This is a genomic window from Pseudomonas sp. JE3303, assembly GCF_056312565.1.
On the sequence record NZ_JBWGIF010000015.1, the window covers coordinates 20,786 to 34,310 of the forward strand.

The following is a 13,525-nucleotide window of genomic DNA, read 5'->3' on the forward strand; positions in this document are numbered from 1 at the left end:
ATTCCCCCGACCTACCTGTTTCAAATGGCGTGCATTGTTTCAGCACCGGGCGCTTTTGCATACAGGTTATGGCCGGGTGGTCGTCACCCCAGGCGTTGGCGGCGGGGGCGCAAGCGGCTGCAAGCCCTTGCGCAGTTGCTCGAGGGCCTGCTGGTTGACCTTGCGCACGGCATCGACAAATCCGGCATACGGCACATCCGTGATAGCCACCAACCCGAGATGCCCATTCTCGCCATCGAGCAGCCGCCCGCTGGCAGGCTGGTCGAGGTACTGGAACCAATGCACGCCGACAATCGACGGCTGGGCCAAGGCCGCCTTGACGAAATTGCCATAGGCCGGCCCTCGGTCCTCCTCCCGCGGCAGTTCAAGCGGCCCTGGCCAGAACGGGCCGCGGTCACGCGAGCCGAACTGGAATTCGGATACCAGCACAGGCTTGTCCAGCGCGTTGAGCTGGGCAAAGTCATAGCCATCATCGGGCTTGAGCGTATAGAAGTTGAAACTCAGCACATCGCAGTAACGTGCACACGCCTTGACCGCCTCCGGGGTGCTCACCGCAAAACGGCCGCCGAGCAGCAGGTGATTGGGGGCATGCCACTTCAAGGAGTCGGAGATGGTCTTGAAGTAGGTTTCCGCGAATACCTGCTGGAAATACTGGAGGTCGCGTTCGATTTCCGGATGCTCCGGGTTCGGCAGCGGCGCTTCGAAACCGGGGTCTTCCATCAGCTCCCATGCCCTGAGGTCGATGCCCCAGGCGCGGGACAGGCCATTCTGGTTGCGGTACTTGTCGCGCAACTGCTTGAGGAAGGCCCGCTTGGCCGGCACGTCGGTGGTCAGCCGCAAGGTGCCGTAGGCCAGTGCGTACCGAGCTTTCGGATCGTTGCCTGGCGCGGCCCAGGCCAGCTCGTTGTCGGCGAAATAGCCCACAAGCCAAGGGTCGTCGCGGTGGTCACGGGCCGCGATGGCCACGGCCCGTTCCGTGGCCATGGCGAAGCGGGGATCGAACGGATCGGGCATGCCACCCCACCAGTCCTGGCCCGTGCTGATGCTGGCGTAATCGCCGCCGATCAGTAGAGGCAGCGTGTAGGGCACACGCTTGGCCTGGCTCAGCGCCGGATCACTCCAGTTGCCCAGGGTGTTGAAACCCCAGGCCTGCATGCGGTCCAGGCTTTGCGCCTGCCAGCGCTTGGCATCGAAGGCCACGACAGGACACGGGCTGGCGGCCTGGGGCTGGGCGGCGGTCGGGCAAGGCGTGCCATGCGCCCGCTCGAGATTGGCGGCATAGAAGTCGAACCAGCGGCCCTGGTTGAAGTTGCGCCCACGCGAGGCACCGGTCCCGTCGTTGTTGTTGCCTTCGCCGTAGAACGGCGCCAGCGGCTCACCTTCGGCGGGCAAGGCGGTGAACATGGCCTCGCGCCCCGTCACGTAGGTGCGGCCAGCATCGGCGGCCACTGCATTGACGCCCAGCGAATAGAACGGATTGCCCTGCGGCGTCACCAGGTACCAGCGGCCCTCGCGCTTTTCGGTGCGAAAGAACCCCTTCGCCTCGAAGCTGACTTCGCCTTGCAGGCCCCCATAGCTGTCGAGTGGCTGCTTTGCGCGCTCGGCGAGCCAGCCCTGCAACTGCTCATGTTCACGGGTGGCAGCGGTCTTGAGCTGCTCGTCGCCGAGGATCTTTTCTGGCCAGCGGCCACGGGTCGACTGGCCGTAACCGTCGACAAGACCGGTGTAGGCAGCTTTCTGCGCCTCGTCGTCGTCCTGCAGGCCGACGCGTTCGATCAGCAGGCTCTGGGCGACATTGGGCTGGGGAATCGACAGGCTGATGGATGTCACCTGGGCCAGGTCGAGCTCACCCACGCTGCTGGTCAGCAGCAGACGTTGGCCCTGGTAGTTCCACGGCATCGGCGGGCCGGCGCGCATGCCCTGGCCCAGTGGCGAAGTGGCCTTGAGCGGTACCAAAACGGTCTGCGCGGGCCCAGCCGGCACGTCGATGCGGCTGGTCAATGTACGGCCATCGCTGCTCTGCACGACGACGTCGACGCTCAGTGCCCAGTCCATGCCGCTCTGCAGTCGCAGGGTAAGCGCCTGGGCGCTGGACCAGTCCCAGGCACCCTGCTGCGGGCTCAGGCGCAGGGTCGGGCGCGGCGAGGGATTGAACACCACGCGGCGCAGCACCTCGCCCTGAGCTGTCTGCTCGGCGTTGTACTGCGGCAGGCTGGTGTTGTCGGTCGCCACGTTGACCACCGAGGCCGGGCGCACGAAGCTGAACAGCGTCTGCTGGGCGGCGAGCAGCGGCGTGCTGAACAACAGGGTAAGAACGGCGGGCAAGGTACGGCGAATCATGGGGCTGATACTCTCCTGCAAGGCCCGTCCCGGGCCAGGTCTGAGTGATAGACAACAGGCCGCAGCCTTGCGCTCCGGCGTCAGGAAATTTCCCGGCGAAACGGCGGCAGCGCGTTGAGGATAGCCTTGCCATAGCGCTGGGTTACAACGCGGCGGTCCAGCAAGGTGATGGTGCCGCGGTCCTGTTCGGTGCGCAGCAAGCGCCCGCAGGCCTGAATCAGACGCAGCGAGGCGTCGGGCACGGCGATTTCCATGAACGGGTTGCCGCCACGGGCCTCGATCCATTCGGCCAAGGCTGCCTCCACGGGATCGTCCGGCACGGCAAAGGGAATCTTGGCGATGACCACGTGCTCGCAATAGGCACCGGGAAGGTCGACGCCCTCGGCAAAGCTGGCCAGACCGAACAGTACGCTGGACTTGCCGTCATCGACCCGCGCCTTGTGCTTGTTGAGGGTTTCCTGCTTCGACAGATTGCCCTGGATGAACACTTGCTTGCGCCAGTCGCGGTCAAGCCCGTCGAACACTTCCTGCATCTGCTTGCGCGAAGAGAACAGCACCAGCGAGCCGCGTGACCCTTCCACCAGGTCGGGCAGGTCGCGGATGATCGCCGCGGTGTGCGCTGCGGCATCACGCGGGTCTGCGCGCAGGTCGGGCACTCGCAGCACACCCGCGTCGATGTGATGGAAAGGGCTCGGCACCACGGCAGTGACGGCGTCGCGCGGCAGGCCGGCGCGCATGCGGAAACGGTCGAACTTGCCCAGCGCCGTCAGCGTGGCCGAGGTTACCAAGGCGCCATGGGCGACATTCCAGAGGCTGCGGCGCAGCATCTCGGCGGCAAGAATCGGGCTTGCATTGACCTCGATATCGAACAGCGCGCCACTTTCGGCCAGCGTCAGCCAGCGCGCCATGGGCGGGCTGTCCTCCGGGTCTTCGGCGGTGAAGGCGGTCCACAGCTCCCAGTTGCCCTGGGCTCGGGTGAGCAAGGTGCCAAACAGTGGATACCATTCCTCGGCCTGGTGACTGGCAATGCCGATGTTGACCTCGCCGTCCATGCCTTCCTTGAGCAGGTCGGCCAGGCGGGTGAACAGGTCGTTGAGGCGGGAGAAGCCCTTTTTCAGCTCGATGCCGACCTCGCGGATCTCCTCTGGCACCACGCCGCCTTCGAAGCGGTAGCGCGGGCGGTCACGGCCTTCCATGTCTTCGCCCGGGCGGAAGTCGGCAACCTGCTCGCAGAGGCTGAACATGAACTGCTGCTGGGTGCGGACTTCACGCGCGAGTTCAGGCACTTGCTCGATCAGCTTGCCCAGGTCCCCCGGCAGCGGGTGCTGGGCCAGCAGCTTGGTGAGATTCTTGGCGGTCTGCTCCAGCCACTCGGACGTGGAGCGCAGTCGCGAATAGTGAGCGAAGTGGCCGATGGCCTTGTCTGGCAGGTGATGCCCTTCGTCGAACACATAGATGGTATCGCGCGGGTCGGGCAGCACGGCGCCGCCACCCAGGGCCAGGTCGGCCAGGACCATGTCGTGATTGGTGACGATCACGTCCACCTTGCCCATGCCTTCACGCGCCTTGTAGAAAACGCACTGCTGGAAATTCGGGCAATGCCGGCCGGTGCACTGGCTGTGGTCGGTGGTCAGGCGCGCCCAGTCCTGGTCTTCCAGGGCTTCGGGCCAGCTGTCACGGTCGCCGTCCCAGCGGTTGCCGGCGAGTTTTTCGATCATGCTGGTGAACAGCTTCTGACTGCGCTCGTCCACCTCGATGCGAAAACCTTCGTCCTCGAACAGCTGGGCAGTGGCCGATTGCGCCTCGCCCTCCTGCAGCAGCACATCGAGCTTGGACAGGCACAGATAGCGGCCACGGCCCTTGGCCAAGGCGAAGCTGAAGTTCAGCCCGCTATTGCGCATGAGGTCGGGCAGGTCCTTGAAAACGATCTGCTCTTGCAGGGCCACGGTGGCGGTCGCCACCACCAGGCGCTTGCCGGCCGCCTTGGCGGCGGGGATGGCAGCCAAGCTGTAGGCAACGGTCTTGCCGGTACCGGTGCCGGCCTCGACCGCGACCACGGCCGGGTCGCCGGCACGCCGGCCTTCGTCGTCGCAGGCGATATCGCCCAGCACCTTGGCGACTTCAGCGATCATCAGACGCTGGCCGTAGCGGGGCTTGAGGTTCTTGGCTTCGAGAAAACGCGTGTAGGCGCCCTGGATGGTGGTCTTGAGTTCGTTACTGATCATGGTCTGGGGGCGCCCGAAGGGCTGGATAAATTTTCAGTGTTTCGCATGGGCGGCTATCATACCCCGCTATTGCCCTTTGCGCCGCATGGAGATCCCGATGACCGCCTTCGCATTGCCCTACACCCTGCATGTTCTGGCCACATTGGTGTGGGTTGGCGGCATGTTCTTCGCCTGGCTGGTCCTACGGCCTGCGGCGGTTGCAGCCCTGGAAGGACCCGCCAGGCTGAGACTCTGGGTAGAAGTGTTTCAGCGTTTTTTCGTGTGGGTCTGGGTGGCGATCGCGGTGCTGGCGATCACTGGTGTCGGCATGTTGCACATGCGGTTTTCGGGGTTCGAGACCGCCCCCAGGTATGTGCAGATAATGATGGGCGGGGCGATCTTGATGGTGGCGTTGTTCATGCGGATTCAGACATTGCTGCTGCCGGAACTGCGGACGGCGGTCGAGAGACAGGATTGGGCGGGCGGCGCTGGGGTGATGGCACGGATCCGACGGATGGTTGGAGTGAATCTTCTGCTGGGGATCGGGGTTGTCGTGGTAGCGAGTTCGCGGATAGTGACCTGAGACACGCGCTCACGCAGGTCGTACCTTCCGGGCTGGACGAGGGATCGACATGATGTGGAATATCCCGGTCAGCAGGATCTGCAGGCGGTCGAACCAGCGGTGACTGCGCTCGCGCAGGCTGCCATTGAAAAACAGCAGCTCGAGCACATGCAACGTGAGGAGGAACAGACCCGCTGCGCTGATCAGCAGGTTGAGCGGACTTGGCTGCGGGACCAGCAGATTCATCACCACCACGCCCCAGAAGATCACTGTCAGGATCTTGCCCAGCATCAGAATCAGTTTCATACCTGCTCCAACCGTTATCGTTGTGTCGGCGCGGCCCTCCGGAGCGGGCAGTCTGCCGGCATTGACGCCCTGCTCTGGCGTGGAAGTGCGCCAGAGCAGGGATGAAGGTGCGAAAACACGTCTCAGCGCTGGATCTTGATCTCGGTACGGCGGTTCATGGACCGGCCTTCGGCCGTGGCGTTGTCGGCCACAGGCTGGGTCTCGCCCGCACCGGCCACCGACACGAAGCTGTTGCGCGGCACGCCGCTGCTGACCAGATAGTCGGTCACCGAATGAGCGCGGCGCTCCGAAAGGTTCTGGTTATAGCGGTCGGAGCCGGCGCTGTCGGTGTGCCCGGTGACGCTCAACCGAGCACTGGGGGCTTCGTTTTTCAGGCGGGTGGCAATGGTGTTCAGGCGTTCCTTGTCGGCTGCGGTCAGGCGGGCTGAGTCGAACTCGAAATGCACATCGCGGATGACGATGACTTCTTCCTTCTCGACCACGACCACCTCTTCGACCACCGGCGCCGGCGCCTCGGGCGGACAGCCATTGGCGTCAACCTGCACTCCGCGTGGAGTGCCCGGGCACTTGTCACGGCTGTCCGGCACGCCATCGCCATCTTCGTCACCGTCGCCATGGGCCCAGCAGTAGCCGGCCGCCAGGCCGCCACCGAGCAACGCGCCCCAGCCTGCCCAGCTGGAACTTTCGATGGCGCCCAGGGCTGCACCGCTCACGCCCCCGACGGCAGCGCACTTGGGCCAGTCGGTTTTCTGCAAACCTGCACAACCAGTCAACACACTGGTGAGCAGAACCAGGGGTATCGCCGTGCGTACTATGCTCATGATGTTGCGTCTCCGTGGGGGGAATCGGTTGAAACCGATGCTCTGGGAGTAAAGACCGCGCAGTCCGTCTCTGCCAGCGGCAGGCCACGCTGGAGCGCCCAGCCTCTATGCCGAGCGGGCTCGGACCGATAGTCTTGTACAACCTGAGCGAGGATTGGCAATGACCGAGGTTTACTCACAGCGTACCCCCCAGCAGGCCCTGGCAGCCCTGCTTGAGCGCTTCACACCCCAACGCCTGCTGCTGGTGGGAACCCGCTTTCCGGCGCTGGACGCTTTTGCCCAGGCCCACCCGCACGTGAGCATCGAGAGCGCCGCGCCTGGGCCCCTGCCCACTGAACTGGCGGCGCAGCGTTTCGACCTGGCGCTGCTGGTCGACTGCCTGGAACATCTGCCCAAGCGCACTGGCCTGGAACTGCTGGGCGGCATTCGCAATCTCAACTCCAACAGAGTGGCGGTGCTGGCCGACCTTCCGGCCTGTGGCTGGCAAGAGACCGATTTCTTTGCCCTGGCCCTGTCGGTCAGCGAGCGATTCCAGCGTGACCAGCAGGTGTTGAGCCTGTTCACCTATGATCTACGTGAGTACAAACAGGTTCCGGACTGGTTGAACGCCAGGTTCTGGGCCAATCCGCAAAATTTTGGCAAGTACTGGTGGTGATCAGATGAGTGTTTCGGTTTGCCCCTGTGGCAGCGGCAGTCTGCTTGACGCCTGCTGCGGGCACTACCACGCCGGCACCCCGGCCCCCGATGCGCAGACCCTGATGCGTTCGCGCTATAGCGCCTACGTGCTGGGCCTGGTCGACTATCTGGTGCAGACCACCCTGACCGCGCAGCAGTCTGGCCTGGACCAGGCCGCCATGGCGTCCTGGAGCGCTCAGAGCACCTGGCTGGGCCTTGAAGTGGAAAGTGCCGAAGTGCTGGGCGGCCTGCCCGAGCATGCCTTCGTGACGTTCAGCGCGCGTTGGCACGACCTTGAAGGCGATCACCAGCACCGTGAACGCTCGGCATTCGTGCAGCACGGCGGGCGTTGGTACTTCATCGATCCCACGGTTGCACTCAAGGCCGGACGAAACGATCCCTGCCCCTGTGACAGCGGGCAGAAATTCAAGAAATGCTGCGCCGGATACCTGGATACCTGACCATGAAGAACTCGGCCCGCCTGCTTGTCCTCAGCCTGCTGCTGACGCTGCTGTCGGGCTGTATCAGCTGGGGCGGCGAGCCCTGGCGCGATCCGGAGGTGCACCTGGTCAAGGTCGAGACGGTCAAGGCGCGCCTGCACCAGCAGGAGTTCATCCTGCACCTGCGCGTCGACAACCCCAACGACGGAAGGCTGTTCATTCGCAACATCGCTTATTCGATACGCCTCAACGACCTCCTGCTGGTAGACGATGAAACCAGCCTGTGGCGCAGCGTCGGGGGGCATGCCGCGCGCACGTTCAAGATTACCGCGCGGACCAACCTCTGGAAGCAGATCAAGCCCTTGGCCAAGCTGCTCGAGAGCGAAGAGCCGCTGCAGTATCGCCTGCAAGGCGAGCTGGACACCGGATTAATCTTTCATCGCGAACTGCACTTGTCGCGCAGTGGTGAGATAATTCCCGGCGATCTATTACCGGAGTGACCCGCAATGACCCAGCAACCCCATGTCCATGGCCCAGACTGCAACCACGATCATGACCATGACCATCATCATGACCACGGCCATGTGCACGGCCCGCACTGCAACCACGAACCTCAAGAGCCCGTCCGCAATGCCCTGAAGGACGTAGGCCGGAATGATCCGTGCCCGTGCGGCAATGGCAAGAAGTTCAAGAAGTGCCACGGGGCCTGAGATTTCACAGACCTCGGTTCGAGCGCCGCCCGCGCGGGCGGCGCTCGATGCCTGCGACACTGCAAAGCTCAAGGCATGCTCCTTCCCTGCAAAATAATCCCATGCAGCGTCTTGCATGCCGCCCCCCTGCTCAATAACGTAGCGCCTTTCTCCACCCCCGCCCCGCCCTGCAGGAGCCTTGTCATGGCCGCGCCCGCCTTTCCACCTTTCATCCCCCGGTTCGGCGTCGCCGCGACACTGCTTGGCCTGCTTGGCCTGGGCGGCTGCCAGACGGCGGGCGTGCAGGACAACCTGCCGCCCACCACCGGCGTGCTACCACTCAAAGGTCTGGCGCAGAATGTCTCGGTGCGCCGCAATGCCATGGGCATGCCGCTGATCGAAAGCAGCAGCTTCCATGACGCGTTGTTCACCCTGGGCTATGTGCACGCCAGCGACCGCATCGGGCAGATGGTCGGCATGCGCCTGCTGGCGCAGGGCCGCCTGGCCGAACTGGCCGGGCCGGATGTGCTTGAGGTCGACCGGCTGATGCGCGCGGCCAACCTCCGGCAGAGCGCCAACCAGCTCTATGCAGATGCCTCCCCACGCCTCAAGCGCTTCTTCGAGGTATATGCCCGCGGCGTCAACGCCTACCTTTTCCGTTTCCGCGACAAGCTGCCGGGTGATCTGGCCCAAAGCAGCTATCGCCCGGAGTACTGGAAACCCGAGGATTCGGCGCTGATCTTCAGCTTCTATGCTTTCAGCCAGTCGGTGAACCTGCAGGAAGAGATCGCCGCGCTGACCCTGGCCCGGAAAGTCGGCAGCGACAAGCTCGCGTGGCTCCTCCCCGCCGCCCCGGACGAGCCGCTGGCAGAGGCCGAGGTCGATAAACTCAAGGGTATCGACCTGAATCGCCAATTGCCGGGACTTGAGCCGCTGGCGGCGGTCAGCCAGCAACTGGCCGACCTCGACCTGCTGGGCAGCCCGGGCTCCGCCAACTGGGCACTTTCCCCTCTGCGCAGCCGCAGCGGCAAAAGCCTGCTGGCCAGCGACAGCCGCGCCGCCTGGGCACTGGGCCCGGTGCAGATCCACACGGGAAAGTACCAGGTTGCAGGCCTCTCCCTGCCTGGCTTGCCCATCGTGCTCGCCGGCTACAACGGCAAGGTCGCCTGGAGCAGCAGCGCGGTCATGGCCGACAACCAGGACCTTTACCTGGAACAGCTGCGCCGCCAAGGCAACCATCTGGCGTACCTCGCCGACGGCAAGTGGCAGACCACCCGCGCGCGCAACGAAACCTTTCTGGTCAGTGGGCAACGCGCCCAGCGCGAGGTGTTCCATGACACCCGCCATGGCACTCTGATCGGCCAACCCGGCAATAACGGCCTGGGGCTGGCCCTGCACCTGCCGCAACTCAAGGATGACAAGAGCCTTGACGCCCTGTTCGACCTTACTCGTGCAGGCACCGTGGAACGCGCCTTCGACACTACCCGGGAAATTGCTGCCGCGCCCCTGAACTTCATTTTCGCCGATGCCGCGCACATCGGCTGGCAGGTCGGCGGCCGTTATCCCAATCGCCGCGAGGGCCAGGGGCTGCTGCCCTCCCCGGGCTGGGACGGGCGCTACGACTGGGATGGCTACGCTGACCCGATGCTGCACCCCTACGACCAGGACCCGCCCGCAGGCTGGCTTGGCCATGCCAATCAGCGCAGCCTGCCCCGCGGCTACGGCATGCAGCTGTCCAACAGCTGGTACTACCCTGAACGTGCCGAGCGCCTGGCGCAGTTGGCGGGCAATGGCCGCCATGACGGCCGCAGCCTGGCAGCCATGCAAAACGACCAGACGACCCTGCTGGCGGACAAGCTGAAGAAGATGTTCGAAGCGCCCGGGATGGCGCAGCCGCTCAAGCAGGCCATCGACAGCCTCCCCCCTGCCCAGCGCGACAAGGCGCGCGAGGCCTATGCCCGCCTGATGGCGTTCGACGGTCGACTGAGCCAGGTGTCGGCCGATGCCGCGTTGTACGAGCTGTTTCTTCAGGAATCTGCCCGCCAGACCTTCCTCGACGAGTTGGGTCCTGAGTCGAGTCCCGCGTGGCAAGCCTTTGTCAGCAATGCGCGGCTGTCGTACTCGGCGCAGGCCGACCATCTGCTTGGCCGTGAGGACAGCCCGTTCTGGGATGACCGCGGCACGCCGCAACGAGAAGACAAGCCCGCTATCCTTGCTCGCAGCCTGGCCGCTGCGGTCGATGCCGGTGTCGCGCAGATGGGTGCCGACCGCCGCGCCTGGCAATGGGGCAAGCTGCACCAGTACCGCTGGCCGGCCCCGGCTTTCCATGGGCTGGGCGACGCCCTGGGCCGTGCGCCACTGGCTGCGGGGGGCGATTTCAGTACACTGGCAATGACCCCGTATGCCTGGGGCAGCAGCTTCGACACCCGCCTGCCATCGTCGGCACGCATGGTGGTGGACTTTGGTCAGGTCGAACCGCTGCAACTGCTGACCAGCAGCGGCCAGTCCGGCAATCCAGCCAGCCCCCATTTCGGTGATGGGCTGGATGCGTGGTTCAAGGGCAGGTTCATGAGCCTGCCCGTGCAGCCGCAGAATTTCGACAGGGCGTATGGCAGCCAGCGACTGACGTTGGTGCCGGGACGGTAACGGATCGGCGGCCGCCAGATCTGCTTCGAACTTAGGGCTCGTGCTGGGGCTCATAACTCTTACCACCCCCAGCCGGCAGCCGAGCCATGGACCTTGTCATCGCCCGCCCCGAAGGCCTGTACTGCCCGCCGGGAGATTTCTACATCGACCCGTGGCGCCCCGTAGAACGATCGGTCATCACCCACGGCCACGCCGACCATGCGCGCACGGGAAACGAGCATTACCTGTGCGCCGCCCCCGGCGAAGGCATCCTGCGCAGCCGCCTGGGCCAGGACATCAACCTGCAGACCTTGCCCTACGGTGAGCGCCTGGTGCACCACGGCGTCACCTTGAGTCTTCACCCCGCCGGCCACGTGTTGGGCTCGGCCCAGGTGCGACTCGAGTACGAGGGCGAGGTGTGGGTCGCTTCAGGCGACTACAAGGTCGAGGCCGACGGCACCTGTGCCCCTTTCGAGCCCGTACGCTGTCATACCTTCATCACCGAATCGACCTTCGGGCTGCCGATCTACCGCTGGCCTTCCCAGGCATCGGTCTTCGCCGAAATCAATGACTGGTGGCGTGGCAACAGTGCCCAGAACAAGGCCAGCGTCCTGTACTGCTACTCGTTCGGCAAGGCCCAGCGCATCCTTCATGGGCTGGACGAGAGCATCGGTCCGATCCTGGTGCATGGCGCGGTCGAGCCGCTCAACCGGGTGTACCGCGAGTCCGGTGTCTACCTGCCACCGACCCTGTACGCCGGTGACGTCCCACGCAACGATCCGATGTTGCGCAACGCGTTGGTGCTGGCACCTCCGTCGGCTGGCGGCAGCAGCTGGATCCGCCGTTTCGGGGATTACAGCGATGCCTTCGCCAGCGGCTGGATGCGCCTGCGCGGTACCCGGCGCAGGCGAGGGGTCGACCGGGGCTTCGTGCTGTCGGACCACGCCGACTGGCCCGGACTTTTGTGGGCCATCGAGCAGACCGGTGCCGAACGGGTCATGGTGACCCACGGATCGGTCAATGTGCTGGTCCGCTACCTGAACGAACTGGGCCTCGACGCCCGAGGCTTCGTGACCGAATATGGCGATGAAGATGACGCAACGGCGACGGCCACCGCTACTACGGAGGCCGAGGCATGAAGGCCTTCGCCGAGCTCTATGCCAATCTCGATGCGACCACCTCGAGCAATGCCAAGCTCGCCGCGCTGCAGGGCTATTTCAGCCAGGCGCCAGCGGCCGACGCGGCCTGGGCCGTGTACTTCCTGGCCGGGGGCCGGCCCCGGCAACTGGTGCCAACGCGAATGCTGCGCGAACTGGCCACGGCCATGGCCGGCCTTCCTGACTGGCTGTTCGAGGAGAGCTACCAGTCAGTGGGCGACCTGGCCGAGACCATATCGCTGCTGCTGCCGGAGGTGGCCCATACCAGCGACGAAGGACTCGCGCATTGGGTGGAGCATCAGCTTCTGCCCTTGCGTGGCCAGCCGCCGGAAGTCATCCAGCAGCGGCTGCCTGAACTCTGGTCGCAGCTGGACCGGGCAAGCCTGATGCTATGCCTGAAACTCATTACCGGCAGCTTCCGTGTCGGGGTGTCCAAGCTGCTGGTCACCCGCGCCCTGGCGCAACTGGCGGATCTGGATGCCAAGCGCGTCGCCCAGCGCCTGGTCGGCTACACCGACCTCAGCCACCGCCCCACCGCGGACAGCTACCTCAAGCTGGTCGCGGACGAGTCACCCGACGAGCACGCCCAGCGTGGCGGGCAGCCCTACCCCTTCTTTCTTGCCCACGCCCTGCAGCAACCCACGGACCAGTTCGATGCGCTACTGGGGCCTGTCAGCGACTGGCAAGCGGAGTGGAAGTGGGATGGTATCCGCGCCCAGGTGGTCAAGCGCGACGGCCAGTTGTGGGTGTGGTCACGCGGAGAGGAGCTGGTCACCGACCGTTTTCCCGAGCTGCACGCCCTGGCCGAGACCCTGCCGGACGGCGTAGTGCTCGACGGCGAGATCGTGGTCTGGAAACCCGGCGCTGATCCTGCCGCCGTTGCCGTCCAGCCCTTCGCCCTGCTACAGCAACGCATCGGCCGCAAGAACCTGGGCAAGAAGCTGCTGGCCGACGCGCCGGTGGTGTTGCTTGCCTATGACCTGCTCGAATGGCAGGGCCATGACCTGCGCAGCGTCCCCCAGCATGAGCGTCGCCGGCAGCTTGAACAGGTGGTCGAGCAGTACCCGCTGGCGCCCCTGCATCTGTCTCCCGTGCTGCAGGCAAGCGACTGGAACGATCTGGCCCGGCAGCGCGAAGCGTCGCGCAGCCTGGGCGTCGAGGGCCTGATGCTGAAGGCGCGCGACGCCCTCTACGGGGTCGGTCGTACCAAGGACATGGGCTTGTGGTGGAAATGGAAGATCGATCCCTTCAGCGTCGATGCCGTGCTGATCTACGCCCAGCGCGGCCATGGCCGGCGCGCCAGCCTGTACAGCGACTACACCTTCGCCGTCTGGGACACTCCGCCGGGTAGCCGCGACCGCACCCTCGTGCCTTTTGCCAAGGCCTACTCCGGACTCACCGATGCCGAGATGCGCAAGGTCGACGCGATCATCCGCAAGACCACGGTCGAAACCTTCGGCCCGGTGCGCAGCGTCACCCCGACCCTGGTGTTCGAGCTGGGCTTTGAAGGCATCGCCCTGTCCAAGCGCCACAAAAGCGGCATCGCCGTGCGTTTCCCGCGGATGCTGCGCTGGCGCCTGGACAAGCCGGTGGACGAAGCCGACGACCTGGCGACGCTGCAGGCGCTGCTCGGCTGATTCCTCACCGTTTGAGGCGGCGCAATCGGCAAGGTTATGCTTGTATGTTTCCTTGCCCTTTGCCGCAGA

The 13,525-nt window shown here is 65.0% G+C and carries 12 protein-coding genes; 8 read left to right on the top strand and 4 right to left on the bottom strand.

Annotated features, from left to right (window positions below; translation table 11 throughout):
• Positions 1 to 66: 66 nt before the first annotated feature.
• Positions 67 to 2,340 carry a beta-agarase gene (locus AC0ZZU_RS20515; RefSeq protein ID WP_476343128.1) on the bottom strand — a complete coding sequence of 758 codons (2,274 nt, stop codon included), beginning with the start codon at positions 2,338 to 2,340 and terminating at the stop codon, positions 67 to 69.
• Between the two features lie 80 nt (positions 2,341 to 2,420).
• A complete protein-coding gene (gene dinG, locus AC0ZZU_RS20520; RefSeq protein ID WP_476343129.1) occupies positions 2,421 to 4,565 on the bottom strand; it encodes an ATP-dependent DNA helicase DinG in 2,145 nt (714 codons plus the stop codon).
• 97 nt (positions 4,566 to 4,662) lie between these two features.
• Here dinG and AC0ZZU_RS20525 point away from each other — a divergent pair, with 97 nt between their 5' ends.
• A complete protein-coding gene (locus AC0ZZU_RS20525; protein ID WP_476343130.1) occupies positions 4,663 to 5,127 on the top strand; it encodes a CopD family protein in 465 nt (154 codons plus the stop codon).
• 9 nt (positions 5,128 to 5,136) lie between these two features.
• On the opposite strand, the gene AC0ZZU_RS20530 is transcribed toward AC0ZZU_RS20525, so the two are convergent.
• Together AC0ZZU_RS20530 and AC0ZZU_RS20535 are read right to left on the bottom strand one after the other, a co-directional pair.
• Positions 5,137 to 5,412, bottom strand: a complete 276-nt coding sequence (locus AC0ZZU_RS20530) for a DUF1145 domain-containing protein (protein ID WP_476343131.1) — start codon at positions 5,410 to 5,412, stop codon at positions 5,137 to 5,139.
• 122 nt (positions 5,413 to 5,534) lie between these two features.
• Complete coding sequence (locus AC0ZZU_RS20535; protein WP_476343132.1) at positions 5,535 to 6,233, bottom strand: PA1041 family peptidoglycan-binding anchor lipoprotein; 699 nt, start codon at positions 6,231 to 6,233, stop codon at positions 5,535 to 5,537.
• A gap of 160 nt (positions 6,234 to 6,393) precedes the next feature.
• Here AC0ZZU_RS20535 and AC0ZZU_RS20540 point away from each other — a divergent pair, with 160 nt between their 5' ends.
• The 7 genes from AC0ZZU_RS20540 (at position 6,394) to AC0ZZU_RS20570 (ending at position 13,456) form a co-directional block, all read left to right on the top strand.
• On the top strand, positions 6,394 to 6,888 hold the full coding sequence (locus tag AC0ZZU_RS20540; RefSeq protein ID WP_476343133.1) for a DUF6231 family protein: 495 nt from the start codon (positions 6,394 to 6,396) through the stop codon (positions 6,886 to 6,888).
• Between the two features lie 4 nt (positions 6,889 to 6,892).
• Positions 6,893 to 7,369, top strand: coding sequence for a YchJ family protein (locus AC0ZZU_RS20545; RefSeq protein ID WP_476343134.1), 477 nt, complete (start codon positions 6,893 to 6,895; stop codon positions 7,367 to 7,369).
• Between the two features lie 2 nt (positions 7,370 to 7,371).
• On the top strand, positions 7,372 to 7,848 hold the full coding sequence (locus tag AC0ZZU_RS20550) for an LEA/WHy family protein (protein WP_476343135.1): 477 nt from the start codon (positions 7,372 to 7,374) through the stop codon (positions 7,846 to 7,848).
• 6 nt (positions 7,849 to 7,854) lie between these two features.
• The gene (locus AC0ZZU_RS20555) at positions 7,855 to 8,058 is read left to right on the top strand and encodes an SEC-C metal-binding domain-containing protein (RefSeq protein WP_027977214.1); all 204 of its coding nucleotides are present in this window, start codon (positions 7,855 to 7,857) and stop codon (positions 8,056 to 8,058) included.
• Between the two features lie 183 nt (positions 8,059 to 8,241).
• Positions 8,242 to 10,683, top strand: a complete 2,442-nt coding sequence (locus AC0ZZU_RS20560) for a penicillin acylase family protein (protein WP_476343136.1) — start codon at positions 8,242 to 8,244, stop codon at positions 10,681 to 10,683.
• An 86-nt stretch (positions 10,684 to 10,769) separates the two neighbouring features.
• Positions 10,770 to 11,801, top strand: a complete 1,032-nt coding sequence (locus tag AC0ZZU_RS20565; RefSeq protein WP_476343137.1) for a ligase-associated DNA damage response exonuclease — start codon at positions 10,770 to 10,772, stop codon at positions 11,799 to 11,801.
• Positions 11,798 to 13,456, top strand: a complete 1,659-nt coding sequence (locus AC0ZZU_RS20570) for an ATP-dependent DNA ligase (RefSeq protein ID WP_476343138.1) — start codon at positions 11,798 to 11,800, stop codon at positions 13,454 to 13,456. Before AC0ZZU_RS20565 ends, AC0ZZU_RS20570 begins: the two co-directional genes overlap by 4 nt.
• Positions 13,457 to 13,525: the final 69 nt, after the last annotated feature.

Excerpts from the sequence above, each read along its gene's own strand:
- AC0ZZU_RS20515 (WP_476343128.1), bottom strand. The coding sequence starts at position 2,340 with ATGATTCGCCGTACCTTGCCCGCCGTTCTTACCCTGTTGTTCAGCACG.
- dinG (WP_476343129.1), bottom strand. The coding sequence starts at position 4,565 with ATGATCAGTAACGAACTCAAGACCACCATCCAGGGCGCCTACACGCGT.
- AC0ZZU_RS20525 (WP_476343130.1), top strand. The coding sequence starts at position 4,663 with ATGACCGCCTTCGCATTGCCCTACACCCTGCATGTTCTGGCCACATTG.
- AC0ZZU_RS20530 (WP_476343131.1), bottom strand. The coding sequence starts at position 5,412 with ATGAAACTGATTCTGATGCTGGGCAAGATCCTGACAGTGATCTTCTGG.
- AC0ZZU_RS20535 (WP_476343132.1), bottom strand. The coding sequence starts at position 6,233 with ATGAGCATAGTACGCACGGCGATACCCCTGGTTCTGCTCACCAGTGTG.
- AC0ZZU_RS20540 (WP_476343133.1), top strand. The coding sequence starts at position 6,394 with ATGACCGAGGTTTACTCACAGCGTACCCCCCAGCAGGCCCTGGCAGCC.
- AC0ZZU_RS20545 (WP_476343134.1), top strand. The coding sequence starts at position 6,893 with ATGAGTGTTTCGGTTTGCCCCTGTGGCAGCGGCAGTCTGCTTGACGCC.
- AC0ZZU_RS20550 (WP_476343135.1), top strand. The coding sequence starts at position 7,372 with ATGAAGAACTCGGCCCGCCTGCTTGTCCTCAGCCTGCTGCTGACGCTG.
- AC0ZZU_RS20555 (WP_027977214.1), top strand. The coding sequence starts at position 7,855 with ATGACCCAGCAACCCCATGTCCATGGCCCAGACTGCAACCACGATCAT.
- AC0ZZU_RS20560 (WP_476343136.1), top strand. The coding sequence starts at position 8,242 with ATGGCCGCGCCCGCCTTTCCACCTTTCATCCCCCGGTTCGGCGTCGCC.
- AC0ZZU_RS20565 (WP_476343137.1), top strand. The coding sequence starts at position 10,770 with ATGGACCTTGTCATCGCCCGCCCCGAAGGCCTGTACTGCCCGCCGGGA.
- AC0ZZU_RS20570 (WP_476343138.1), top strand. The coding sequence starts at position 11,798 with ATGAAGGCCTTCGCCGAGCTCTATGCCAATCTCGATGCGACCACCTCG.